Below are 22,847 nucleotides of genomic sequence, written 5' to 3'. Positions count from 1 at the left end.
TGGCGGCGGCTGATAGGAGGACGGCATGACGAACGCAAGCAACGCAATCTTCGTGCCCGCAAAAGCCGGCGCGGTGCAATCAAGCGTCGTGGCGACCGAAGCGGCGCATTTCGGACGGCTGGCGGCGGACTGGTGGAACCCGAAGGGCAGCTCGGCGATGCTCCACCGGCTGAACCCGGTGCGGCTATCGTTCATGCGCGCCGCGATCGACACGCATTGGGGCGGCGATTTCGGTAGCTTCACGCCGCTGGCGGGCAAGCGCGCGCTGGACGTCGGGTGCGGTGCCGGATTGCTGGCCGAACCGCTGGCGCGGCTGGGGGCGCAGGTGACCGGCGTCGACGCCGCGCCCGAGAATATCGGCGCGGCGGCGGCGCATGCCGCGCTGGCCGGGCTGTCGATCGAGTATCTGGCGGGCGGGGTAGAGGCGGTGGCGGACCGGCGCTTCGACCTTGTCGCATCGCTGGAAGTCATCGAACATGTCGCCGATCCAGCGGCGTTCGCGCGCGGGCTGGCCGATGCGGTCGCGCCGGGCGGGCTGCTGGTGATCTCCACCCCCAACCGCACCGCGCTGTCGCGCCTTGCGCTGATCGCGTTGGGGGAGGGGGCGGGCATGATCCCGCGCGGCACCCACGACTGGAACCGGTTCCTGACGCCCGACGAACTGACGGGGCATTTGCAGGATGCCGGGCTGATCGTATCGCCGCCGACCGGCCTCGCCTTTTCGGTGGCGCGGGGGTTCGTGCTGTCGGACGATGTCGGGCTGGATTATTTCCTGACCGCCACGCGGGTATAATCGGGCCGCGCCCCTTCCGCCTGCGGACGGAAGGGGCGGGCAGGGCTATTTCCGGTCCAGATTGATGATGAACAGCGGGCCGAAGTCGAACGTCTGCTTGCCCGTCGCCAGTTGCAGCGACGCGCCGATCTCGCCCGCCGCATAGTCGCGATCGGCCCGGCCCTGTACCTGATGGAATTCGAACTGCTCGCCCACGTCGATCGGGTTGCCGAACAGCCCGGTATAGGGTGCCTTTGTCAATTGGACCGATGCGTTGGCGATGCGCGCCTTCGTTCCCGGTGCGATGTCGGTCGCGCGGGCATGGAAGGCGAGGACCAGCCGGTCGCCCTTCTTCACCGGCTGCGTCGTCGCCGATTGCAGCGAGATGCGCCACGCGTCCTTGTCGGCGCCGGGGATCTTCACCCGCTTCACCTTGCCGCCCTCGACCTCCTTCACACGCACGACCGGCGGCGGGCTGGACAGGCCGAAGACCTGGAGGCTGGCGGGCAGCGGGGCGTTGATGACCTTTGCGGCGAAATCGTCGGCGGTCTGCGCGATCGACGGCGCGGCGACCGTGGCGACCATCGCGGCCGCCAGCCAGTATCGATTCATATCCCCTCCCAAGGATGCTGTTTTCGTATCGCGAGGCTAGGCTTCGCGAACGACGCGAATCAACCGAAATCATGAATTGCGATGGCGGCGTTTACGGATAGTCTGTCCCGCGATGACCGATCCGCTCGCCCGCTTCGTCGATGCCCAGCGCGAGACCTGGGATGCCGCGCTGTTCGAACTGAAGGCGGGGGCGAAGCACGGTCACTGGATGTGGTTCATTTTTCCGCAGGCGCGCGGGCTGGGGTTCAGCACGATGGCGCAGCGATATGCGATCGCCGATGTGGCGGAGGCGCGGGCGTATCTGGCGCATCCGTTGCTGGGCGCACGGCTGGTCGAAGGGGCGAACGCGCTGCTCGATCACCGCGACCGTCCGATCGTGCGGATCATGGGGGACGTCGATGCGAAGAAGCTGCGATCGTCGATGACGCTGTTCGACGCGGTCGCCCCTCCCGTCAACGACCTGCCGTTCGAGGTCGTGCTGCGGGCATTTTACGACGGTGAACGCGATGCCGCGACGCTGCGATTCCTGAAGGGATAGGGTCGGGGCGGCCGCACGAACCGCCGCCCCGCGCGTTCGCCCTATCCGTTGGTCAGCTTCATCAGTTTGCCGCCCGCGCCGTCGCCCAACAGCCAGATCGCGCCATCGGGGCCCTGTTCGACCTCGCGGATGCGCGTGCCCATCGACCATTGATCGCCCTTGGCCGCGCCGGTGCCGTTGACATCGACGCGCACCAGCGCCTCGCTCGACAGACCGCCGATGAACAGGTCGCCCCGCCATTGCGGGAACATCGCGCCCGAATAGACGATCAGCCCACCCGGCGAGATGACGGGGTTCCAGCTGACCTTGGGTGCTTCCAGATCGGGTCGGGTGGCGTGGCGCGGGATCGGGCGACCGTCGTAATGATCGCCGTCCGATACGATCGGATAGCCGTAATTGCGTCCGGCGACGATCAGGTTGACCTCGTCGCCACCCTTCGGCCCCATCTCCTGTTCCCACAAATTGCCCTGCGCATCGAATGCGATGCCCAGCAGGTTGCGGTGGCCGTACGACCAGACTGCCGGGTGGAACCCCTTTGCGGTCAGGCCCGGATCGCCCGCCGGCTTCCCGTCGAGCGTCAGGCGCAGTACCTTGCCCAGCGTCGCTTTCGGGTCCTGTGCCGGGTCGAATTTCTGGCGTTCGCCGTTGGTGAAGAACAGGTGCTGCCCGTCGGGGGCAAAGGCGATGCGCCCCGAATAATGACCGTCGCCCGACACGAACAGCGACGCGCGGAACAGCGTTTCGATCTCGCCCAGCCGCTCGACGCCGGGGCTCCCTTCGACGGGACGCAACCGGCCGCGTGCCAGCACCACGCCCTTGCCGCCGTCCCCCGCCACCGAATAGCTGAAATAGACGCGCTGGCTGGTCGCGAAGTCGGGGGCGGGGACCACGTCCATCAATCCGCCCTGTCCCGCCGAATCGACGGGAATGGTCGCCACCACCTGTCGTTGCGTCCCGTCCGCGCCGACCAGCAGCATCTGTCCGCCCTTCTGCGTCACCAGCATCCGGCGATCGGGCAGGAATGCCATCGCCCATGGCGCATCGAACGATGCCACTTCGGTCACGGTGAACGGACGTGCGGCGGCGGCGGTACCCGACGCGGTTGGCGCGGGGACCGGGGCGGGCACGACGACACCGGTATCGGACGCGGGCGTGGCGGATTCGCCCGAACTGCACGCGGCAAGCAGGGCGAAGGCGGGAATGAGCGAACGGAGCATCGGCAGCCTCTCGGGGATCTGGATATCGCATCGACAACGCCCGGCCCCGCCGACACGATCCACCCCCTTGCCGACCGGACGGGGCCGACGTATAGGACCGTTGCTTCCTCGACATCGTCACAGTGCCGAGGCCGGTCCCGACAGGGTCCGGCGGCGAGGCGGCGTTTGTAATGGAGACGGCATGGCGGATATCGCCGAACTGACGCGGATGATCGAGCCGGAGGCGCAGGCGCTGGGCTTCGCGCTGGTGCGCGTAAAGTTCTTCGGCGGCAAATCCGATCCGACGTTGCAGGTGATGGCCGAACGGCCCGACACCCGCCAGCTTACGATCGACGATTGCGCCGCGCTGTCGCGCCGTATTTCCGAAGTCATGGACGAATCGGACCCGATCGAGGAAGCGTACCGGCTGGAAGTATCGTCGCCCGGCATCGACCGGCCGCTGACGCGCCTTGCCGACTATGCCGACTGGCAGGGGTTCGAGGCGAAGCTGACGCTGGATGCGCCGATCGACAGCCGGAAGCAGCTGACCGGCATCCTGCTGGGCGTCGACGGGGATCAGGTGTCGATCGACGTGCGCAAGCACAAGCCGATGACCGTGCCCTTCGCCCGGATCATCGATGCCAAGCTGGTCATCACCGACGCCTTGCTGAAGGCGACCGCGCCGCTCTCTGCCGAGGGTGCCGACGAATATGAAGACGAACCGGCCGACGACGACGTCGCCGACGCAGAAGGACAGAACTGACATGGCCACCGCCGTCACCGCCAACCGCGCGGAACTGATCGCGATCGCGAATTCGGTCGCGTCGGAAAAGATGATCGACAAGGGCATCGTGATCGAGGCGATGGAGGACGCGATCCAGCGTGCCGCCAAGACCCGCTACGGTTCCGAAAACGACATCCGCGCCAAGCTGGACGCCACCACCGGCGACCTGCGGTTGTGGCGCGTGCTCGAAGTGGTCGAGCTGGTCGACGATCATTTCAAGCAGATCGGCGAGAAAGACGCGCAGAAGCTGCAAAAGGGCGCGGCGATCGGCGACTATATCGTCGACCCGCTGCCCCCGATCGAATTCGGCCGCATCCAGGCGCAGGCATCGAAGCAGGTTATCCTGCAAAAGGTGCGCGACGCCGAGCGTGAGCGCCAGTTCGAAGAGTTCAAGGACCGCCAGAGCGAGATCATCACCGGCGTCGTCAAGCGGGTGGAATTCGGCCATGTCGTGGTCGACCTTGGCCGGGCGGAGGGCGTCATTCGCCGCGACCAGCAGATCCCGCGCGAAGCGGTGCGCGTCGGCGATCGCGTCCGGTCGCTGATCCTGAGCGTGCGGCGCGAGAATCGCGGGCCGCAGATCTTCCTGAGCCGGGCGCACCCCGATTTCATGAAGAAGCTGTTCGCGCAGGAAGTGCCCGAAATCTACGACGGCATCATCGAGATCAAGGCAGCGGCGCGCGATCCGGGCAGCCGCGCCAAGATCGGCGTCATCAGCCATGACGGGTCGATCGATCCGGTCGGCGCGTGCGTCGGCATGAAGGGCAGCCGCGTGCAGGCCGTCGTGCAGGAGATGCAGGGCGAGAAGATCGACATCATCCCGTGGTCGCCCGACACCGCGACCTTCGTCGTCAACGCGTTGCAGCCGGCCAATGTCGCGCGCGTGGTGATCGACGAGGAAGAGGACCGGATCGAAGTGGTCGTTCCCGACGATCAGCTCAGCCTCGCCATCGGTCGTCGCGGCCAGAACGTCCGCCTCGCCAGCCAGTTGACCGGCAAGGCGATCGACATCCTGACCGAAGCCGATGCGTCGGAAAAGCGACAGAAGGAATTCGTCGAGCGTTCGGGGATGTTCGAGAAGGAACTGGACGTCGACGAGACGCTGGCGCAGCTGCTGGTCGCCGAAGGCTTCGGCGAACTGGAAGAAGTCGCGTACGTCGAGATCGAAGAGCTGGCCGGGATCGAAGGGTTCGACGAGGATCTGGCGCAGGAGCTGCAAAGCCGTGCGCAGGAAGCGCTCGATCGTCGCGAACAGGCGGCGCGCGAAGAGCGTACCGCACTGGGCGTCGAGGACGCGCTGGCCGCACTGCCCTATCTGACCGAGGCGATGCTGGTCACGCTGGGCAAGGCCGGGATCAAGACGCTCGACGACCTCGCCGATCTGGCGACCGACGAACTGGTCGAAAAGAAGAAGGCAGAACCGCGTCGCCGCAACGACGAGGCACCGAAGCGCGAGGCGCCGAAGGGCGGTATCCTGAGCGACTATGGCCTGAGCGACGAACAGGGCAACGAGATCATCATGGCGGCGCGCGCGCACTGGTTCGCCGATGAGGACGAAGCCGGCGCGGACGACGTCGAACAGCCTGCGGAGGACGCAGTTGCGGAATCCGAACAATGATCCGGCTGGGCTGACCGACACCGTACCGCCCGCGCCCGATGGCGCGGACGGCGGCCATGTTGCCGAACGCAGCTGCATCCTGTCGCGCGAGCATGGCACGCGCGGCGGGCTGGTGCGGCTTGCGCTGTCGCCCGATGGCGAGGTGCTGCCCGACATTCGGGCCAAGGCACCGGGCCGTGGGGCGTGGATCGGCGTCGACCGGGCGACGCTGGAAACCGCGATCGCCAAGGGGCGACTGCGCGGGGCGCTGGCGCGTGCGTTCAAGGGCGCGACGCTGACGATCCCGACCGATCTGCCCGACCGGATCGAGGACGGTCTGCGGCGGCATGCGCTCGACCGGCTCGGGCTGGAATCGAAGAGCGGCTATGTCGTTATCGGCGGCACCGCGATCGAGAAATCGGCGCGCAGCGGCAAGCTGCACGCGCTGTACCATGCGTCCGACGCCGCCGCCGATGGTGCCGGCAAACTGGCGCAGGCATGGCGTGTTGGCACCGACGACGAAGGTTCGGGGCGCAGGGGATTGGCATTGCCGGTCCCGCGCACCATATTGTCGTTAGCGCTTGGGCGCGAAAATGTGGTACATGTCGGCATTACCGACGCACGGGCGGCGCGGCGCAGCAACGAAGCGCTGTCGCGCTGGCTGCACTTTATCGGACCCGAACCCCTTACCGCGGCTTGCGAAACCATTTCGCAGGGCGCATCGACGGCGCAAATTTCCGGCGTTTCTGATGCCGGTGAACTGGGCCGCGACCCATCGAAGCAGGAACCTGAGTAACCGGATGAGCGACATCGACAACGACAAGCCGAAGCTGGGCACCCGCGCGCCGCTCGGCCTCAAGCGCACCGTAGAGACCGGCAAGGTAAAGCAGAGCTTCAGCCACGGCCGGTCCAATACGGTGGTCGTGGAGGTGAAGCGCCGCCGCGTGCTGGGCCGTCCCGGCGAGGAACAGCAGCCCGAACAGACGGCCGCGGAACCCGTGACCGCGCCGGCTCCCGCGCAGGCCGCGCCCAGCCAGGTCGCGCCGTCGCGTCCCGCGACGAGCAATGTCGGCCTGTCGCGCCACGAGCTTCAGGCGAAGCTGCTGCGCGAGGCCGAAGAGGCGCGCATGAACGCCAACGAGGAAAATCGTCGGCGTGACGACCGGATCGCGCGGGAAACCGCCGAGACCGAGCGTCAGCGGATCGAGGACAAGGCGCGCGTCGCGGCCGAGCCGAAGCCGGAACCCGTCGTGGAAGCGGCGCCCGAGCCGCAGCCCGCGCCCGAACCGACTCCTGTCGCGGCACCCGAACCGGCACCGGCACCCGAACCGGTGAAGGCAGCGGAGCCGACGCCCGAGCCGGCGCCTGCGCCTGCGCCTGCGCCCGAACCGGTTGCGGCGGCACCTGCGCCTGCACCGACGCCGGCCCCCGCGCCGACGCCGGTCGCAGCGAAGCCTGCACCCACCCCGGCACGCGCCGCGCCGCGTCCGGCACCGACGCCGGCCCCAGCGCCTGCGCCGATCATCCTGACGGCCGATCCCAGTCGTCCGGCACCGCGTCGCTTCACGCCCGTGCAGCGCCCGGAAATCCCGAAGCCCGAACCGAAACCCGTGGCGGCTCCCGCCCCGGCGGCGGCGACGGCTGCGGCGGCACCCGCCGCCACGGCGGCAGGTCGTCCTGCGGCTGCTGGCCAGCAGGGCCGTCCGGCACCGTCGGGCACCGGTCAGGCGACGCCGCGTCGCAACGAACCGGCGCGTCCGGCACCGTCGCGCGACCGCAAGGGCGACGATCGCCGCCAGTCGGGCAAGCTGACCGTCACTCGCGCGCTGGGCGACGATGGTGCGCGTTCGCGCAGCCTCGCCGCGCTCAAGCGTGCGCGTGAAAAGGAAAAGCGCGGCTTTGGCGGCCCGCGCGAACCGCAGATCAAGCAGATCCGCGACGTGCAGGTGCCGGAGACGATCACCGTGCAGGAACTGGCCAACCGTATGGCCGAAAAGGGCGCGGATCTGGTCAAGACGCTGTTCAAGATGGGTTCGCCCGTTACGATGACGCAGACGATCGATCAGGACACCGCCGAACTGCTGGTGACCGAATTCGGCCACAACATCGTTCGGGTCAGCGACTCGGACATCGATCTGGCGCTCGACACGGCGGAGGACGCCGTCGAATCGCTGCGTCCGCGTCCGCCGGTCGTCACGATCATGGGGCATGTCGATCACGGCAAGACGTCGCTGCTCGACGCGTTGCGCGGCACCGATGTGGTACGCGGCGAAGCGGGTGGCATCACCCAGCATATCGGCGCGTATCAGGTGACGTTGAAGGACAAGTCGAAGATCACCTTCCTCGACACCCCCGGCCACGAAGCGTTCAGCGAAATGCGGGCGCGCGGTGCCGACGTTACCGACATCGTCATCCTTGCGGTGGCGGCCGATGACGGGCTGATGCCGCAGACGATCGAGGCGATCCATCACACGCGTGCCGCAGGCAAGCCGATGATCGTCGCGATCAACAAGGTCGACAAGCACGAGGCGAACCCGCAGCGGATCCGCGAACGCCTGCTCGAACATGACGTGCAGGTCGAGGAAATGGGCGGCGAGACGCAGGACGTCGAGGTGTCGGCGCTCAAGAAGACCGGTCTGGAAGCGCTGATCGAGAAGATCCAGCTTCAGGCCGAACTGCTCGAGTTGCAGGCCAACCCCGACCGCCCGGCGGAAGCCAGCGTGATCGAGGCGAAGCTGGACAAGGGTCGTGGCCCTGTCGCGACCGTACTGGTCCGGCGTGGCACGCTTCGCGTCGGCGACGTGTTCGTCGTCGGTGCCGAAAGCGGCAAGGTCCGTGCGCTGATCGACGACAAGGGTCGCCAGATCAAGGAAGCGGGCCCGTCCGTACCGGTCGAGATCCTCGGCCTGTCGGGTGTGCCGATGGCGGGCGATCCGTTGCAGGTGGTCGAGAACGAGGCACGTGCCCGCGAAGTCGCGGAGTACCGTCAGGGCGTGCAGCTTCAGAAACGCACGACCCAGGCACCGGCCAGCCTCGAAAGCATGTTCTCGGCGCTCAAGTCGAAGCAGGCGATCGAATATCCGCTGGTGGTCAAGGCCGACACGCAAGGGTCGGTCGAGGCGATCGTGGGTGCGCTCAACAAGATTTCGACCGACGATATCCGGGTGCGCATCCTGCATTCGGGCGTCGGCGGCATCACCGAGAGCGACGTGACGCTGGCGGCGGCATCGGGAGCGCCGATCATCGGCTTCAACACCCGTCCCAATGCCAAGGCGCGTGAAATCGCCGAGCGGAACAAGGTGGCGTTCAAATATTACGACGTCATCTACACGCTGACCGACGAGATCCGTGCGGGCATGGCGGGTACGCTGGGGCCGGAAGCGTTCGAAACGGTCGTCGGCCGCGCCGAAATCCGCGAAGTCTTCTCGGCGGGCAAGCATGGTCGGGCCGCCGGTCTGCTGGTGGTCGAAGGCGTCATCCGCAAGGCGCTCAAGGCGCGCATCACGCGCAACGACGTCATCATCTATCAGGGTGAGATCGCGTCGCTGCGCCGCTTCAAGGACGATGTTCCCGAAGTGCGCGCCGGTCTGGAATGCGGTGTGACGTTCACGCAGAACTTCACCGACATCAAGGCGGGCGACTTCCTCGAAACCTACGAAGTCGAACTGCGCGAACGGACGCTGTGACGGATGCCGGGCGGCAGGGGGCAACCCTTGCCGCCACGATCCGGCCCCGGCTGCGGTTCGGCCTGTTGTGGGTGAGCGGCGGGGCGGCGGCGTTGTTCGTCGCCAATATGCTGGGCGGTCCGGCGATGCCGGTCGTTCTGGTATTGCTGGCTGTCCTGTGGATGTGGCTGGCGCTCGACGCGGCGTTGGCCGCGTGGCGTTGGCGGACAGCGGGAATGCCGGCGTTGCTGCTGCCGGGCATCGCCGTCGTCGCCCTTCCGTTTGCCGGTTTTCTGGCCAGCCACGCGCTCTACTGGTCGCATGTCGCACCGTCATGGTGGTTGCTGCGGTCGGAACGTGTCGCGTTTGACGCGGCGCTGGCGGGCGGGCCGGTCCCGACGGGCGTCGGCAGGGTCGAGCGCAGCAGGGTGCGTACTGCCTTCCCCACCGTCAACGGCATGTTGGGCGCATGGGCGGGGATCGTCCACGACCCGACCGGTCGCATGGCGGCCGCACGCGGCTGGAACGGCGGCCCGGTCGCGGCTGACATCCGTGACGCCTTTGGTAATCACACCATCTGGTGCCAGCGACTCGACAGTCGATGGTTCCACTGCCAATTCGATTGAGCCATGCCAGAAACCACTCCCGAAACCCGCTCCGTCCGTCTGCTGCGCGTCGGCGAACAGGTCCGCCACATCCTCTCGGAAATCCTTGCGCGCGGCGATGTCCACGACCCGGTGCTTGAAAAGCATCTGGTATCCGTCACCGAAGTCCGCATGTCGCCCGACCTGCGCCACGCGACGGTGTTCGTGAAGCCGCTGTTGGGCAAGGACGAGGCGATCGTGGTCAAGGCATTGCGGACCAACACCGCCTATCTCCAGTCCGAAGTCGCCGGGCGAGTGAACCTGAAATACGCCGCGAAGCTCAAATTTCTCGTCGACGACAGTTTCGACGAAGGGACGCGAATCGACCAGTTGTTGCGTGATCCCAAGGTCGCGCGCGATTTGGCCGAGGACGGCGACGACGATTGACTTGGGAACCGGTAAGACGCATCTTACCGAGATGAACACGCATACCACCCTGTCGGCGAAAGGGCAGGTCGTGATCCCGAAAGAGGTCCGCGACGCACTGGGGCTGAAACCCGGCCAGCGGCTCGACGTCACCCGGTCGGGCGATGCGATCGTGCTGCGGCCGACCGCGGAAAAGAGCGGTCGCTCGTTCGAGGAAATCACCGCGAGCATCCGCGCGATCGTGAAATATGACGGGCCGACAGTGACAATCGAGGAAATGAACGAAACGATCGCCCAATGCTGGGAAGAATCAGCCCTGCGGAGTGATCGTGCGGGCGATTGATACGAACGTCGCCGCACGTTTCCTGCTTGCCGATCACCCCGAACAGACGGCCGCTGCCATCGCGATTATCGGGTCCGGCGTGTACATACCGCTTACGGTCCTCCTCGAACTTGGGTGGTTGCTGACGTCCCGGTATCGTCAGAGTCGCGAAGTCGTGGCAGCGGCACTTCTGAACCTCATCGACCTGCCAAGCGTACAGGTTGCGGAGGTGGCGATCGTTCGCTGGGCGTTGGGTCGGTTCGGCGATGGCGGCGACTTTGCCGACATGCTGCATCTGGTCGCTGCGCGGGACGCCACCGCATTCGCCACCTTCGACCGGGGTGTCGCCATCGCCGCCGGTCCGGACAGCCCCGTCGCCGTCGAAACGCTCTGATGGCCAAGCTGTACTTCTATTATGCGTCGATGAACGCCGGCAAATCGACGACGCTGTTGCAGGCGGATTTCAACTATCGCGAGCGCGGACTGACGACGATGCTGTTCACGGCGGGCATCGACACGCGCGAAGGGGCGGGGACGATCGGGTCGCGTATCGGGCTGGCGATGCCGGCCGCGACGTTCGATGGCGACAGCGACCTGCACGCCCGGATCGCCGCGCAGCATCGCGATCATCCGGTCGGGTGCGTGCTGGTCGACGAGGCGCAGTTCCTGTCGGAAGCACAGGTCGACCAACTGGCCCGCGTGGCCGACGAACTGGGCGTCCCGGTGCTTGCGTACGGATTGCGCACCGATTTTCGCGGGGCACTGTTCCCCGGATCGGCGCGGTTGCTGGCGATCGCCGATGCGCTGATCGAACTCAAATCGGTCTGTACCTGTGGACGAAAGGCGACGATGAACCTGCGCGTGGATGAAGACGGCAACGCAGTGCGCGAGGGCGCGCAGACCGAGATCGGCGGCAACGACCGTTACGTCGCGCTGTGCCGTCGCCATTTTTGTGAAGCGATGCGCGGCTGATGCACGGCTGGATCGTCATCGACAAGCCGTTGGGGCCGGGATCGACGCAGGTCGTCTCGGCGGTCAAGCGGGCGCTGCGCAGCGGCGGCTATGGCAAGTGGAAGGTCGGCCATGGCGGCACGCTCGACCCGTTGGCCAGCGGCGTGCTGCCGGTCGCGATCGGCGAGGCGACCAAGCTGGCCGGGCGGATGCTGGATGCGTCGAAGGAATATGCCTTCACGATCCGGTTCGGCGCGCAGACCGATACGCTCGATCTGGAAGGAAAAGTGATCGTCGAATCGCCGGTGCGGCCGACGCTGGCGGCGGTGCAGGCGGTGCTGGCGCGCTTCACCGGACCGATCGAACAGGTGCCGCCCGCCTATTCGGCGCTGAAGGTCGATGGCGAGCGCGCCTATGACCTTGCGCGCAAGGGCGAGGATGTGGTGCTGGCGACCCGCAACGTGACGGTGTTTTCGCTGGAGATTCCCGCCGATACCCCGGACCGACCGACCGATGCCGGGGCGGACGTGCAGGAGATCACCCTGTTCGCGCACGTGTCGAAGGGCACGTACATCCGCAGCCTCGCGCGCGACATTGCGCTGGCGGTGGGGACGGTGGGGCATGTGACCATGCTTCGCCGGACGCGCGCAGGTCCGTTCGGGCTGGAAAACGCCATTTCGCTGGACAAACTAGCCGAATTGGGGCAGGGGCGCGCGCTTGAACATACGCTTCTGCCGCTGGGTGCGGGGCTGGACGACATCCCGGCTCTACCACTCGACCCCGATCAGGCAGAGCGGCTCCGCAGGGGGCTCAAGCTGATCGGGACCGCTGCGGACGACGGGCTCGGCTTCGCGACGCTGGACGATGTTCCGGTCGCGCTGGTCGAAACCCTGTCCGGGGAAACCCGGGTCGTGCGTGGCTTCAACCTCGAATAGAAAGGACGACGATGTCGATCACTCCCGAGCGCCGCCAGGCGCTGATTCAGGAACATGCCCGCGCCGAAGGCGATACCGGCAGCCCCGAAGTACAGGTCGCGATCCTGACGACCCGCATCCAGAACCTGACCGACCATTTCAAGACGCACGCGAAGGACAATCACTCGCGTCGCGGCCTGTTGATGCTGGTCAACAAGCGGCGCTCGCTGCTCGACTATCTGAAGAAGAAGGACGCGGAGCGCTATACGTCGCTGATCGCGAAGCTCGGTCTTCGGAAGTAAGGATCGGGGGCGGCCGCAGGGTCGCCCCTTTTTCTTGTGCCCGGCGGTGCCGAACCGCCACGAGATTGCCCCGGAAAACGGGGTATAGGCTTCGCGACCGGACATCCGGCCAAGCCGTCCCGCCGCAATCCGGCGTCGCGGGACAAGGGCCACACGGCCCGACCCATGGGGCGGAGGTTCCGCCCCAAGCTGCCCCGGCGTGCATCTGGCCGCCGGAGTGAAGGAAACGACATGTTCGATATCAAGAAAAGCACCATGGACCTGGGCGGCAAGACGCTGACCCTCGAAACCGGCCGCGTGGCGCGGCAGGCCGACGGCGCGGTCATCGCGACGCTGGGCGAAACGGTGGTGTTGTGCGCGGTCACCGCCGCGCGTTCGGTCAAGGAAGGGCAGGACTTCTTTCCGCTGACCGTCCACTATCAGGAAAAATACTCGGCGGCCGGCCGCATTCCCGGCGGCTTCTTCAAGCGTGAGCGCGGCGCGACTGAAAAGGAAACGCTGACCAGCCGCCTGATCGATCGCCCGATCCGCCCGCTGTTCCCGGAAGGCTTCTACAACGAGATCAACGTGATCTGTCAGGTTCTCAGCTATGATGGCGAGAACGAGCCGGACATCGTCGCGATGATCGCGGCGTCGGCGGCGCTGACCATTTCGGGCGTGCCGTTCATGGGTCCGATCGGCGCGGCGCGCGTCGGCTATATCGACGGCGAATATGTGCTGAACCCGACGCTGGAACAGGTGAAGGAAGGCGATCTGGATCTGGTCGTCGCCGCCACCGGCGGTGCGGTGATGATGGTCGAATCCGAAGCCAAGGAACTGTCGGAAGAGATCATGCTGGGCGCGGTCGTGTTCGCGCACGATGCGTCGAAGAAGATCGTGAACTGCATCATCGACTTGGCGGAACAGGCCGCCAAGGAGCCGTGGGAACTCTCCCCCGTCGCCGACCAGTCGAAGGCGAAGAAGAAGCTCAAGGACCTGATCGGCAAGGATCTGGCCGCCGCCTACAAGCTGACCGACAAGCAGGCGCGCCAGAACGCGATCAACGACGCGCGTACCAAGGCGCGCGACGCGTTCGCGGACCTGAAGGAAAGCGATCCCGCGCAGTATCTCGGCACGCTCAAGCTGGTGAAGAAGCTGGAAGCCGAGATCGTCCGGACCGCCATTCTGAAGGACGGCCGCCGCATCGACGGTCGCGACACGAAGACGGTCCGCCCGATCGAGGCGATGGTCCATTTCCTGCCGCGCGCCCATGGTTCGGCACTGTTCACGCGTGGCGAGACGCAGGCGATCTGCACCACCACGCTTGGCACCAAGGACGCCGAGCAGATGATCGACGGGCTGAACGGCCTGAGCTACGAAAACTTCATGCTGCACTATAACTTCCCGCCCTATTCGGTCGGTGAAGTCGGCCGCTTCGGCGCGCCGGGCCGTCGCGAAGTCGGTCACGGCAAGCTCGCATGGCGCGCGCTGCACCCGGTGCTGCCGTCGAAGGAAGAGTTTCCGTACACGATCCGCGTCCTGTCGGACATCACCGAGTCGAACGGATCGTCATCGATGGCGACCGTCTGCGGCGGTTCGCTGTCGATGATGGACGCCGGCGTGCCGCTGAAGCGTCCGGTGTCGGGCATCGCGATGGGCCTGATCCTCGAAGGCAAGGATTTCGCGGTCATCAGCGACATCCTGGGTGACGAGGATCATCTGGGCGACATGGACTTCAAGGTTGCCGGGACCAGTGAAGGCATCACCAGCCTTCAGATGGACATCAAGATCGCCGGCATCACCGAAGAGATCATGCGGATCGCGCTCGCGCAGGCGAACGAAGGCCGTGCGCACATCCTCGGCGAAATGGCCAAGGCGCTGGGCGAGACGCGCGGCGAGCTGTCGGCACACGCGCCGCGCATCGAAACCTTCACGATCGACAAGTCGAAGATCCGTGAAGTGATCGGCACCGGCGGCAAGGTGATTCGCGAGATCGTGGCGACCACGGGCGCGAAGGTCGACATCGACGACGAGGGCGTCATCAAGGTGTCGTCGTCCGATCCCGCGCAGATCGAAGCCGCGATCAACTGGATCAAGGGGCTGGTCGAAGAGGCCGAGGTCGGCAAGATCTATAACGGCAAGGTCGTCAACCTCGTCGATTTCGGTGCGTTCGTGAATTTCATGGGCGGCAAGGACGGTCTGGTTCACGTCTCCGAAATCCGCAACGAGCGCGTCGAGAAGGTCGCCGACGTCCTGTCCGAAGGGCAGGAAGTGAAGGTCAAGGTTCTCGAAGTCGATCCGCGCGGCAAGGTTCGCCTGTCGATGCGCGTCGTCGATCAGGAAACCGGTGCCGAGCTGGAAGACAGCCGTCCGGTGCGTGAACCGCGCGAAGGTGGCGACCGTGGCCCGCGCGGCCCGCGTCGCGACGGCGGCGACCGTCCGCGCGGCGAGGGTGGCGATCGCGGCCCGCGCCGTGAGGGTGGCGACCGTGGCCCCCGCAGCGAAGGCGCTGATCGTGGTCCGCGCCGCGACCGTGGCCCACGCCGCGAAGAAGCGAAGGGCGAGGGCGGCGACGCCGGCCTGCCGTCGTTCATCACCGATAACTGATCGGTCGACCATCGGGTCGGACAGGGGGAGCCCGCAGCGATGCGGCTCCCCTTTTTCATGCTCGTTTGCCAAGCGTTCCGAAACGCGGCATGCCGGCCGGCCATACAGTTCGGGAACCGGTCGCACATCCATATGGAACTAACGGAAACTCCGATGCCGGGCCGGTGGCTCGAACGGCTGCCGTTGCTTGCGCCGCGACCATGGATGGCGCTGGCGATGACGCTGTTGCTGGTCGCGGTGGCGTTCGGGGTGCGATGGGTCGCAGACGATTCGTTGCCGCCGGGGTTTCCGTTCGTCAGCTTCTTTCCCGCCGTCATCATCGCATCGTTCCTGTTCGGAGCGCGGATGGGGGCGGTCGCCGGGGTGCTGTGCGGCATGCTGGCATGGGTCTTCTTCGTATCGCCCGGCCACCTGTTCCAGCTGTCGTACCAGACGGTCGTGGCGATGGCGTTCTATGCCGTCGTCGTCGGCACCGACGTCGCGCTGGTCCACTGGATGCAGCGCGCCAACCGGCATCTGGCCCGCGAACGCGAACTCAGCCGGGCGTTGGCCGACCGGGGGCAGTTGCTGTTCGCCGAACTCCAGCACCGCGTCTCGAACAATCTTCAGGTCGCAGCCGCGCTGCTGTCGCTCCAACGGCGCGGCATCGCCGATCCGCTGGCGCAGAATGCGCTGAACGAGGCGTCACGACGGCTGGCGCTGATCGGGCGGATCAGCCGGCAGCTCTATGATGCGGCCGGCGGCGTGCGCGACATGCGCGGTTTTCTGGAGCCGTTGTGCAGCGATGTGATCGCCGCCAGCGGCCGCGACGACGTCCGCTATGTGATCGACATGGTCGACGACGCCCCGCTGCGGCCCGACGCAGCGGTGCCGCTGGCGCTGATCGTGGCGGAAGCGATCGCCAATGCGATCGAACATGGCTTTGCCGGTCGTCAGGGCGGGACGATCGAACTGCGCCTGTCGCGCGACGGCGCCGATCAGGTGTGCGTCGAGATCCGCGACGACGGATGCGGCCTGCCGCCCGGTTTCGTGATGGAGGCCAGCGACAATCTGGGGCTGAAGATCGCGGCGATGCTGGCGGCGCAACTTGACGGCCGGTTCGAACTGGTCGGCGGACGGGGAACGACGGCGCGTCTGACGCTGCCCGCCTGACGTCATCCCCATCCCAGCCAAGCACGCAACGGGTTCGCCGGATCGGCGACCAGCTTGACGGTCAGCGCCAGCGAGATGGCGACCAGCAGCGGCCGGATCGCGCGTCCGCCGAACCGGATCGCCAGCACCGCCCCGATCTGATTGCCGATCACGCTGGCCACCGCCATCGCGATGCCGACGATCCACAGCACATGCCCGCCCGCCAGCAGCATCGCGAAGCCGGCAAGGTTGCTGGCAAGGTTCAGCAGCTTCGCATGCGCCACCGCCCGCGTCACCCCGAACCCCGCGGCACTGACCAGCAACAGCGTGTAGAACGACCCCGTGCCCGGTCCGAAGAACCCGTCATACGCCCCGATCGCCCCGATCGCCGACAACAGGCCGATGGGGGCGAGGCGGGTATGCGTATCGACCTCCGACAGGCGCGGACCGAACAGGAAATATCCCGCCATCGCGACAAGCAGCAACGGCAGCAATCCGGCAAGGAACCGCGAATCGATCATCTGGACCAGCGCCGCACCGCCGATCGATCCGACGAACGCCGCGATCGCCGGTCCCCGGAACCGCGCCAGATCGATCCGTCCACCGCGCCAGAAGGCATAGGCCGCGCCGGCCGTGCCGCACGCGCTTTGCAATTTGCCGGTGCCCAGCGCCATGACCGGGGGAACGCCCGCCGCCAGCAGGGCAGGGATCGTGATCAGCCCGCCGCCGCCCGCCATCGCATCGATGATCCCGGCAACCAGCGCAGCCGCCATCAACAGCGCGACGATGTCATAGGTGAGGTGCATGGGCCCGCTTACGCCGGTACGGCGAGGAACCAAAGCGACGGAAGGGTGGGTGGGGAGCTTCTGTTGCCCGGTGCTCCCCGTACCGCTGGTGTCCGCTTCTGTTGCCCGGTGCGGCCCGAACCGCGCTATGTAGAGTAACTTCAGGCCGTGAGGCCCTTAGTTACGCTGCAATCGCGAGTGCTTCGTTATCGTTGGCACTTGTGTAATGGGCCGTTGCGGTGGTCCCATTCCGAGCGAAAACAGCGCTTTTCAACACACGTCGATCCTGGTTCGGCCCCGTCAGAAACGGTGTCCAGAAACACCACCACTTATGGTGGAGCCGCCGGGTACTGCCCCCGGGTCCGCTGCGCCTATTGTACGCCGCAGTTTATCGCCATAGCCGGCTGGAAGCCGACGACCGGGATATAGGCGATCGGAAGCGACTTGAAAAGAACCCGACTTCCCAATCGTGCGGCATGATGGCATGGACCCTGCATCATGCTGACCCAGCGTTCCCGCTATGCGTTGCGTGCGATGCTGTTTCTGGCCGAACAGCCTGCCGCCGCACCGCCCATGCCGATGCACCGCATCGCGGTGGCCGCCAACGTGCCGCGAAAATTTCTCGAACTGATCCTCGCCGACCTGCGCGAGGCGGGGTTCCTGCATTCGACGCGCGGCAAGGCGGGCGGCTATCACCTCGCGCGGCCGGCACATCGCATCTCGCTGGGCGAGATCATCCGCGTGATCGAAGGGCCGCTGGCACTGGTGCCGTGCGTCAGCCGCACCGCGTACCGTCCCTGCGGCGATTGCAAGGACGAGGCGACCTGCGCGATCCGCATCGCAATGGCGCGGGTGCGCGACGAAACCGCGCGAATCCTCGACGGCACCAGCCTCGGCGATGCCGCCTGTATCGAACTGGCGGCGGCCTGAACGGGTTCGATCCACACGGACGATGCGCTATGCGTCGGCGATGATTCGACCGTTCCTCGCGTTCCTCGCGCTCTTTCTCGCGCTGCCGGCTGCGGCGCGTGACATCCTGTTCGTCGGCAACAGCTTCACCTTCGGCGCGGGGTCGCCGGTGCGCGAATGGCGGCCCGACAGCGTCACCGACCTGAACCGCGAAGGGATCGGCGGCGTCCCCGCGCTGTTTCGCGCCTTCGCCGAACAGGCGGGACTGGACTGGCAGGTCCATCTGGAAACCGCGCCGGGCACCGACCTTGCCTATCACTACGACCGGCGGCGCACGGTCATCGACCGGCGGTGGGACGTCGTGATCCTGCAAGGCTATTCGACGCTGGATGCGGAGCGCCCCGGCGATCCGACGCGCCATGCCGATGCCGCAAGGAAACTGACCGACCTGTTCCGGCGGCGCAATCCACGGGTGCAGGTGCAGCTGGTCAGCACATGGTCGCGTGCCGACCTGATCTATCGTCCCGGCAGTCGCTGGTCGGGTAAACCGATCACGGCGATGGCCGACGATCTGGCGGAGGGCAACCGCGTGGCGTTGCGCCGGGCACCGGCGATCCGGGGCGCGATTCCGGTTGGACGGGCGTGGAACCGGGCGATCACGAGCGGGCTGGCCGATGCGAACCCGTATGACGGGATCGATCCGGGCCGGATCGGCCTGTGGGCGGACGACCGGTATCATGGCAGCACGGCGGGCTATTATCTGGAAGCGCTGACGATCTTCGGGCGGGTGACGGGCCATGACGTCCGCCGGCTGGGGCCGGGGGAGCGCGCGGCCGCCGAACTGAAGCTGACGCCCGCCGCCGCGAAAGCGTTGCAGCGGGTGGCATGGGCCACGCTGCGAGCCGATCGATGACGCGTCCGTCGGTGCTTTGGTGGCTGGCACCGGTATTGGTGCTGGGCGGATGCGGCTCCGGTGGTGACGATGATCGTGCGTCGCGGCTGAAGGCGGCGGGGCCGAACCCCGACCTGGCGGCGATGCTGCGCGTGGCAAGTGCCGATGCCGGACGGGGACAGTTCGGCCGGTGCGCCGCATGCCATACGATCGGCAAGGGCGGTCAGGCACTGGCCGGCCCCAACCTGCACGGCATCATGGGCCGGGCTGTCGCGGCCGATGCGCGCTTCGGCTATACCCAGGCGCTGATCGATTGGGGCGGGCGTTGGGACGATGCGCGGATGGACGCATGGCTGGCCGCGCCGTCGCGGCAGGTTCCCGGTACGCGGATGGCGTTCGGCGGCATTGCCGACCCGCTCACCCGCGCCGACCTGATCGCCTATCTTAAAACGGCGCGCTGACCGGCGCTGGGACCGGTCCGCCCAGTACCCGCTGGAACAGCGCCAGCATCCATCCCGTTGCCTGCACGAACAACGCCGGGTCATAGCGCGGCCCTTCGTCGCGCAGAAAGGCGTGCTGCGCATTGACCTCGTGCCATTCGTACCGCGCGCCGACCTGTTCCAGTCGCGCCCGGATCGCCTCGCGCCCGGCAAAGGGGACGTGCGGGTCCTGCCGACCCCATATGAACAGCGTCTCCGCTGCCAGCTGGTCCATCCGCGCGAGGCTGTCGTCGGCACGTCCTTCGCCCAGCGACCCCGCATGGATATCGGTCGGATAGAAACAGGCTGCGGCCGAGACTCGCGGATCGAGCGCGGCGCGATACGCCAGATGCCCGCCCAGACACACGCCCGCGACGCCGATCCGCCCGCTGCACGCCGGATGCGCCGTCAGAAAGTCGATCGCCCGCTGGGCATCGGCATCGAACGCCGCGACCGGCTTGGCGAATTTCAGCGCATTGCCCCGATCGGTCCCCGCCGGATCGTAGGCCAGCACCGTGCCGGGTGCCTCGTATTCGTGGTACACTTCAGGCACCGCCACGACATATCCATGCCCCGCGATGAACGCCGCCAGTCGCCGGATCGGATCAGTGACCTGATAGATTTCGGAATACAGAATCACCCCCGGAAACCGATCGCCTCCCGCTGGCCGAAAAACGTGCGTCCGCATCACACCGCCATCGGGGGCGGGGAGGTCGGTATGCTCGGCAGGGTGCAGGATCATGATCGCCCTGTGCGATGGCGGGGCCGCGATGGCAAGCCGACGGGACGACCAAGGCACGACAGGACCAATCCGGGTGTCGGACCGCCGACGCGCCTACCTCGTCGGCGAACACAGTATAATTCCGGCAGTTTCGCAAAGGTGATGGAAGGCCATGGCGAAGCAGCACATCGTCCGGTTGCTCGATTCGAAAGGCGTCGCGATGGACGATATGTCGGGATATGCTTGCCATGCCGCCGCATGCGCGCTCGAACGCGTGACCGGGCTGCGCGGTCTCGACGCGCGACGCCGTCATGCCGAACTGTTGCGGTTGATCGGGGAATCCCGGCGGCAGCCCGCTGCGGACGGCACTACGGACGCGATGTCGCAGGCGTGCTGATGCCGATCGGTCTGCTATGCCGACGAACGTCGACCCGTTCGCATTCATGCCCGAACCGTCCGCCATCCCCGGTCGATCAGGAAGGGATGGGCAGCATCGGGAATGCAAACGCGGCCGGACCAACCCCGTGGCTTGCCGTATGCCGAACCGCTTGAAAATCGGACAAAGAGTACGTTCACCGCGCTATACAAGCGGCGCGGAGACGCGCACCACCGCACCTATGGAGTCGATATCCGTCCCCGCAACCGTGATCGCGCGCCACGCCGCTGGGATCGTCGCGGTCGATGCGGACGGTATCGCGATCGCCAGTAGCGGACCGATCGAACGGTATCTGGGTCCGGTGCCCGACGTGATTGGCCGTCGGATCGAACAAACGATCGATCCGGCCTTGCGCGGGGCCATCGCCAGGTTGCTGGATGGCACCGCGACCATCGTGCACGACCTGGTTCTGGCAGCCGGTACGCGCACCGTGTCCATCGCGCTCGAACCCGGCGAGGGGGACGCGGCGGCGCTGCTGATCTTTCGTGACGAGTTCGCTTCACCCGATTTTCGGCCGGATGCGTCCGACATATCGCAACACCGGGTGCGCAACATCCTGTCGGTCGTCCGTTCCGTATTCCGCCGCACTGCCGAAACCAGCGACGGCGACGAACTTGCCGCCGGCTTTACCGGACGGCTCGACGCACTGGCGCGGACGCATGCGATGCTGTTGCGCGGAACGGACGATACCGTCGATCTGGCCGAACTCGTCGCGGGCGAACTGTTGATCGATGGCGGGCCGGACGGCGTCCGCATCCAGATGGATGGCCCCCCGGTGCGGTTGCGCGCGAACGCCGCACAGGCATTTGGCCTGCTGGTCCACGAACTGACCATCAACGCGATCACATGGGGTGCGCTCGGCACGACACGCGGAACGCTGCATATCGACTGGGCGCTGGAAGAAGCGGACGGGGAGCAGCAACTGCGGTGGAGGTGGCGGGAGCGGGGGGTCGCAGTCGTCGATACTGCACCTTCGCGAAGCGGATTCGGCCGCGAATTGGTCGAACGTGCCCTTCCGTACGAACTGAATGCCCGGACCGAACTGGTCTTCGCGCCGGGCGGGCTAACCTGTATCATGCGCGTTCCGTTGATCCATATTATTGTATTGAAATCGTAAATGGTCGCACAAGTGTTCCAACAAAGTTTGGAGGACCTTGAATGGCCACGGACGATCATTGGCTCGACGGACGCGCGATCCTTGTCGTAGAAGACGTTTACTGGATCGCGGATGATTTTCGTCGCGCGCAGGAATCGAACGGCGCGCATATTGTCGGTGTCCTCGTATCGGCGTTGCGTGAGGCAACGACCATGTGCGGGCAACCCGCGTGATGGCCAGCGTCTCCCCTATCTCCGGTCGCGCCCCGGCGTTCGACCTGCCGGTGCTGCGTCGTTTGACCGCGCTGGTGCCGATCGACCTGACCGTCGCGATGCCGATCGACCGGGCGGCAACGCAGTCCAAGCGGTATCCGGCGCGCACGACACTGAGCGGCGAGCGGCAGCCGGCGCAACCGGCGCGGACGATCATGTCGGGCTGGGCGGCGCATTGCCGGCTCCTGTCCGACGGTCGGCGGCAGATCGTGCGGCTGTTGCTTCCGGGCGATATCCTGCCCGCCACCGCGCCTGATAACGTGCCGTCCGACGAGACGGTGATGGCATTGACCGAAATGGTGATCGCACCGGCCGCCGCGCTGCTCGCATCGGTCGATCCGCAGGTCGTGCGGGCGTTGCGGATCGATGCCGCGATGCAGCGGGGCTATCTATATACCCAGGTCACGCGGCTGGGACGGCAATCCGCGATCGAACGCACGGCAGGGTTGCTCCTCGAACTGTACGACCGCCTCGCGCTGGTCGGGGCGACCGAGGGACCGGATCGTTTCGTGATGCCGTTGACGCAGGAAACGCTGTCCGACGTGCTGGGGCTGACTACCGTGCATACGAACCGCACCGTGCAGCAATTGCGTCGCGAACGGCTGATCGAAACCGGCCGGGGGCGCACGCGCATCGTCGATCGCGCGGCGCTGGCGCAGATCGCCGATTATCGCCGTACCGGAGGGCGCGAAGCATATAGGCCGATGTTGTAAGGCTGATCCGCCGGAACATCGTTTCGGGGCATTGAGGCAATGTCCGAACGTCGACTCCCGAAGGCGGCTGGACGCAGGATCCAGCATCGACGGGCAGCGCGAACCCATCGTGTTCCGCGACCAGCTACTGGGCAAGGAACCGATCCCTTGCCCGGCGCGCCGAC

At 66.5% G+C, this 22,847-nt stretch carries 26 protein-coding genes and 1 other RNA gene; 22 read left to right on the top strand and 5 right to left on the bottom strand.

Annotated features, from left to right (window positions below; genetic code table 11):
- Nucleotides 1-25 precede the first annotated feature (25 nt).
- Nucleotides 26-793 carry a bifunctional 2-polyprenyl-6-hydroxyphenol methylase/3-demethylubiquinol 3-O-methyltransferase UbiG gene (ubiG, locus tag IFT55_RS08855; protein ID WP_192091179.1) on the top strand — a complete coding sequence of 256 codons (768 nt, stop codon included), beginning with the start codon at nt 26-28 and terminating at the stop codon, nt 791-793.
- A gap of 45 nt (nt 794-838) precedes the next feature.
- Here ubiG and IFT55_RS08850 read toward each other — a convergent pair whose 3' ends face one another.
- A complete protein-coding gene (locus IFT55_RS08850; protein WP_192091177.1) occupies nt 839-1,384 on the bottom strand; it encodes a hypothetical protein in 546 nt (181 codons plus the stop codon).
- A 112-nt stretch (nt 1,385-1,496) separates the two neighbouring features.
- Between IFT55_RS08850 and IFT55_RS08845 the strand changes: the two genes are divergently transcribed.
- Nucleotides 1,497-1,922, top strand: coding sequence for a DUF1810 domain-containing protein (locus IFT55_RS08845; protein WP_192091175.1), 426 nt, complete (start codon nt 1,497-1,499; stop codon nt 1,920-1,922).
- A gap of 41 nt (nt 1,923-1,963) precedes the next feature.
- Here IFT55_RS08845 and IFT55_RS08840 read toward each other — a convergent pair whose 3' ends face one another.
- Entirely contained in the window at nt 1,964-3,139 is a 1,176-nt protein-coding gene (locus IFT55_RS08840; protein ID WP_192091173.1) for a PQQ-dependent sugar dehydrogenase, read from the bottom strand.
- Between the two features lie 181 nt (nt 3,140-3,320).
- On the opposite strand from IFT55_RS08840, the gene rimP reads away from it, so the two are divergent.
- The 13 genes from rimP to IFT55_RS08775 all read left to right on the top strand — a co-directional run bounded on the left by rimP (nt 3,321) and on the right by IFT55_RS08775 (nt 16,401).
- Nucleotides 3,321-3,881 (top strand): ribosome maturation protein RimP, encoded by a 561-nt coding sequence (gene rimP / locus IFT55_RS08835; protein ID WP_192091171.1) that lies wholly within the window; start codon nt 3,321-3,323, stop codon nt 3,879-3,881.
- A 1-nt stretch (nt 3,882) separates the two neighbouring features.
- The gene (gene nusA / locus IFT55_RS08830; protein ID WP_192091169.1) at nt 3,883-5,520 is read left to right on the top strand and encodes a transcription termination factor NusA; all 1,638 of its coding nucleotides are present in this window, start codon (nt 3,883-3,885) and stop codon (nt 5,518-5,520) included.
- Nucleotides 5,501-6,295, top strand: a complete 795-nt coding sequence (locus IFT55_RS08825) for a DUF448 domain-containing protein (RefSeq protein ID WP_446740714.1) — start codon at nt 5,501-5,503, stop codon at nt 6,293-6,295. The genes nusA and IFT55_RS08825 overlap by 20 nt, the downstream gene beginning before the upstream one ends.
- 4 nt (nt 6,296-6,299) lie before the next feature.
- Nucleotides 6,300-9,185, top strand: a complete 2,886-nt coding sequence (infB, locus tag IFT55_RS08820) for a translation initiation factor IF-2 (protein ID WP_192091165.1) — start codon at nt 6,300-6,302, stop codon at nt 9,183-9,185.
- Nucleotides 9,182-9,790, top strand: a complete 609-nt coding sequence (locus tag IFT55_RS08815) for a hypothetical protein (RefSeq protein ID WP_192091163.1) — start codon at nt 9,182-9,184, stop codon at nt 9,788-9,790. The genes infB and IFT55_RS08815 overlap by 4 nt, the downstream gene beginning before the upstream one ends.
- 3 nt (nt 9,791-9,793) lie before the next feature.
- Nucleotides 9,794-10,195 carry a 30S ribosome-binding factor RbfA gene (rbfA, locus tag IFT55_RS08810; RefSeq protein WP_192091161.1) on the top strand — a complete coding sequence of 134 codons (402 nt, stop codon included), beginning with the start codon at nt 9,794-9,796 and terminating at the stop codon, nt 10,193-10,195.
- A gap of 31 nt (nt 10,196-10,226) precedes the next feature.
- Nucleotides 10,227-10,517 carry an AbrB/MazE/SpoVT family DNA-binding domain-containing protein gene (locus tag IFT55_RS08805; protein ID WP_192091159.1) on the top strand — a complete coding sequence of 97 codons (291 nt, stop codon included), beginning with the start codon at nt 10,227-10,229 and terminating at the stop codon, nt 10,515-10,517.
- The gene (locus IFT55_RS08800) at nt 10,498-10,890 is read left to right on the top strand and encodes a type II toxin-antitoxin system VapC family toxin (protein WP_342029269.1); all 393 of its coding nucleotides are present in this window, start codon (nt 10,498-10,500) and stop codon (nt 10,888-10,890) included. The genes IFT55_RS08805 and IFT55_RS08800 overlap by 20 nt, the downstream gene beginning before the upstream one ends.
- On the top strand, nt 10,890-11,468 hold the full coding sequence (locus IFT55_RS08795; protein ID WP_192091155.1) for a thymidine kinase: 579 nt from the start codon (nt 10,890-10,892) through the stop codon (nt 11,466-11,468). The genes IFT55_RS08800 and IFT55_RS08795 overlap by 1 nt, the downstream gene beginning before the upstream one ends.
- Nucleotides 11,468-12,382 (top strand): tRNA pseudouridine(55) synthase TruB, encoded by a 915-nt coding sequence (gene truB / locus IFT55_RS08790; RefSeq protein WP_192091153.1) that lies wholly within the window; start codon nt 11,468-11,470, stop codon nt 12,380-12,382. Before IFT55_RS08795 ends, truB begins: the two co-directional genes overlap by 1 nt.
- Before the next feature lie 11 nt (nt 12,383-12,393).
- Complete coding sequence (gene rpsO / locus IFT55_RS08785) at nt 12,394-12,663, top strand: 30S ribosomal protein S15 (protein WP_192091151.1); 270 nt, start codon at nt 12,394-12,396, stop codon at nt 12,661-12,663.
- 231 nt (nt 12,664-12,894) lie between these two features.
- Nucleotides 12,895-15,249 carry a polyribonucleotide nucleotidyltransferase gene (pnp, locus tag IFT55_RS08780; RefSeq protein ID WP_192091148.1) on the top strand — a complete coding sequence of 785 codons (2,355 nt, stop codon included), beginning with the start codon at nt 12,895-12,897 and terminating at the stop codon, nt 15,247-15,249.
- Nucleotides 15,250-15,402: 153 nt separating this feature from the next.
- Entirely contained in the window at nt 15,403-16,401 is a 999-nt protein-coding gene (locus IFT55_RS08775; RefSeq protein ID WP_192091146.1) for a sensor histidine kinase, read from the top strand.
- Between the two features lie 2 nt (nt 16,402-16,403).
- Here the strand turns inward: IFT55_RS08775 and IFT55_RS08770 are convergent, their stop codons facing one another.
- The gene (locus IFT55_RS08770; RefSeq protein ID WP_192091144.1) at nt 16,404-17,186 is read right to left on the bottom strand and encodes a TSUP family transporter; all 783 of its coding nucleotides are present in this window, start codon (nt 17,184-17,186) and stop codon (nt 16,404-16,406) included.
- An 87-nt stretch (nt 17,187-17,273) separates the two neighbouring features.
- Nucleotides 17,274-17,620: a transfer-messenger RNA gene (ssrA, locus tag IFT55_RS08765) on the bottom strand.
- Between the two features lie 43 nt (nt 17,621-17,663).
- On the opposite strand from ssrA, the gene IFT55_RS08760 reads away from it, so the two are divergent.
- Genes IFT55_RS08760 through IFT55_RS08750 form a run of 3 tightly spaced genes read left to right on the top strand, consistent with a single transcriptional unit; the run spans nt 17,664 to nt 19,427 of the window.
- Entirely contained in the window at nt 17,664-18,095 is a 432-nt protein-coding gene (locus tag IFT55_RS08760) for an RrF2 family transcriptional regulator (RefSeq protein WP_192091142.1), read from the top strand.
- Nucleotides 18,096-18,135: 40 nt separating this feature from the next.
- Nucleotides 18,136-18,987 carry a PEP-CTERM sorting domain-containing protein gene (locus tag IFT55_RS08755; protein WP_192091140.1) on the top strand — a complete coding sequence of 284 codons (852 nt, stop codon included), beginning with the start codon at nt 18,136-18,138 and terminating at the stop codon, nt 18,985-18,987.
- Complete coding sequence (locus IFT55_RS08750) at nt 18,984-19,427, top strand: c-type cytochrome (protein WP_192091138.1); 444 nt, start codon at nt 18,984-18,986, stop codon at nt 19,425-19,427. The genes IFT55_RS08755 and IFT55_RS08750 overlap by 4 nt, the downstream gene beginning before the upstream one ends.
- On the opposite strand, the gene IFT55_RS08745 is transcribed toward IFT55_RS08750, so the two are convergent.
- Nucleotides 19,411-20,133 (bottom strand): dienelactone hydrolase family protein, encoded by a 723-nt coding sequence (locus tag IFT55_RS08745; protein WP_249403736.1) that lies wholly within the window; start codon nt 20,131-20,133, stop codon nt 19,411-19,413. The genes IFT55_RS08750 and IFT55_RS08745 overlap by 17 nt on opposite strands.
- A gap of 205 nt (nt 20,134-20,338) precedes the next feature.
- Here IFT55_RS08745 and IFT55_RS08740 point away from each other — a divergent pair, with 205 nt between their 5' ends.
- From IFT55_RS08740 to IFT55_RS17685, 4 genes are all read left to right on the top strand, one after another.
- On the top strand, nt 20,339-20,563 hold the full coding sequence (locus tag IFT55_RS08740; protein ID WP_192091134.1) for a hypothetical protein: 225 nt from the start codon (nt 20,339-20,341) through the stop codon (nt 20,561-20,563).
- Nucleotides 20,564-20,783: 220 nt separating this feature from the next.
- A complete protein-coding gene (locus IFT55_RS08735) occupies nt 20,784-21,719 on the top strand; it encodes a sensor histidine kinase (protein ID WP_192091132.1) in 936 nt (311 codons plus the stop codon).
- Nucleotides 21,720-21,760: 41 nt separating this feature from the next.
- Nucleotides 21,761-21,931, top strand: coding sequence for a hypothetical protein (locus IFT55_RS08730; RefSeq protein WP_192091130.1), 171 nt, complete (start codon nt 21,761-21,763; stop codon nt 21,929-21,931).
- Nucleotides 21,913-22,683, top strand: coding sequence for a helix-turn-helix domain-containing protein (locus IFT55_RS17685; RefSeq protein WP_192091128.1), 771 nt, complete (start codon nt 21,913-21,915; stop codon nt 22,681-22,683). The genes IFT55_RS08730 and IFT55_RS17685 overlap by 19 nt, the downstream gene beginning before the upstream one ends.
- The last annotated feature ends 164 nt before the right edge of the window (nt 22,684-22,847 follow it).

The sequence above is a fragment of the Sphingomonas sp. CFBP 13720 genome, assembly GCF_014842075.1.
Classification (GTDB): Bacteria; Pseudomonadota; Alphaproteobacteria; order Sphingomonadales; family Sphingomonadaceae; genus Sphingomonas.
Note: the sequence above shows the minus strand (reverse complement) of the source record. Positions and strands in the feature narration are given on the sequence as shown.

Coding starts and splice junctions, on each gene's coding strand:
- IFT55_RS08735 (WP_192091132.1), top strand. CDS start 20,784: ATGGAGTCGATATCCGTCCCCGCAACCGTGATCGCGCGCCACGCCGCT.
- IFT55_RS08770 (WP_192091144.1), bottom strand. CDS start 17,186: ATGCACCTCACCTATGACATCGTCGCGCTGTTGATGGCGGCTGCGCTG.
- IFT55_RS08750 (WP_192091138.1), top strand. CDS start 18,984: ATGACGCGTCCGTCGGTGCTTTGGTGGCTGGCACCGGTATTGGTGCTG.
- IFT55_RS08795 (WP_192091155.1), top strand. CDS start 10,890: ATGGCCAAGCTGTACTTCTATTATGCGTCGATGAACGCCGGCAAATCG.
- truB (WP_192091153.1), top strand. CDS start 11,468: ATGCACGGCTGGATCGTCATCGACAAGCCGTTGGGGCCGGGATCGACG.
- IFT55_RS08845 (WP_192091175.1), top strand. CDS start 1,497: ATGACCGATCCGCTCGCCCGCTTCGTCGATGCCCAGCGCGAGACCTGG.
- IFT55_RS08805 (WP_192091159.1), top strand. CDS start 10,227: ATGAACACGCATACCACCCTGTCGGCGAAAGGGCAGGTCGTGATCCCG.
- IFT55_RS08840 (WP_192091173.1), bottom strand. CDS start 3,139: ATGCTCCGTTCGCTCATTCCCGCCTTCGCCCTGCTTGCCGCGTGCAGT.
- rimP (WP_192091171.1), top strand. CDS start 3,321: ATGGCGGATATCGCCGAACTGACGCGGATGATCGAGCCGGAGGCGCAG.
- rbfA (WP_192091161.1), top strand. CDS start 9,794: ATGCCAGAAACCACTCCCGAAACCCGCTCCGTCCGTCTGCTGCGCGTC.
- IFT55_RS08850 (WP_192091177.1), bottom strand. CDS start 1,384: ATGAATCGATACTGGCTGGCGGCCGCGATGGTCGCCACGGTCGCCGCG.
- nusA (WP_192091169.1), top strand. CDS start 3,883: ATGGCCACCGCCGTCACCGCCAACCGCGCGGAACTGATCGCGATCGCG.
- pnp (WP_192091148.1), top strand. CDS start 12,895: ATGTTCGATATCAAGAAAAGCACCATGGACCTGGGCGGCAAGACGCTG.
- infB (WP_192091165.1), top strand. CDS start 6,300: ATGAGCGACATCGACAACGACAAGCCGAAGCTGGGCACCCGCGCGCCG.
- IFT55_RS08745 (WP_249403736.1), bottom strand. CDS start 20,133: ATGCGGACGCACGTTTTTCGGCCAGCGGGAGGCGATCGGTTTCCGGGG.
- IFT55_RS08760 (WP_192091142.1), top strand. CDS start 17,664: ATGCTGACCCAGCGTTCCCGCTATGCGTTGCGTGCGATGCTGTTTCTG.
- IFT55_RS08740 (WP_192091134.1), top strand. CDS start 20,339: ATGGCGAAGCAGCACATCGTCCGGTTGCTCGATTCGAAAGGCGTCGCG.
- rpsO (WP_192091151.1), top strand. CDS start 12,394: ATGTCGATCACTCCCGAGCGCCGCCAGGCGCTGATTCAGGAACATGCC.
- IFT55_RS08730 (WP_192091130.1), top strand. CDS start 21,761: ATGGCCACGGACGATCATTGGCTCGACGGACGCGCGATCCTTGTCGTA.
- IFT55_RS08755 (WP_192091140.1), top strand. CDS start 18,136: ATGATTCGACCGTTCCTCGCGTTCCTCGCGCTCTTTCTCGCGCTGCCG.
- IFT55_RS08775 (WP_192091146.1), top strand. CDS start 15,403: ATGCCGGGCCGGTGGCTCGAACGGCTGCCGTTGCTTGCGCCGCGACCA.
- ubiG (WP_192091179.1), top strand. CDS start 26: ATGACGAACGCAAGCAACGCAATCTTCGTGCCCGCAAAAGCCGGCGCG.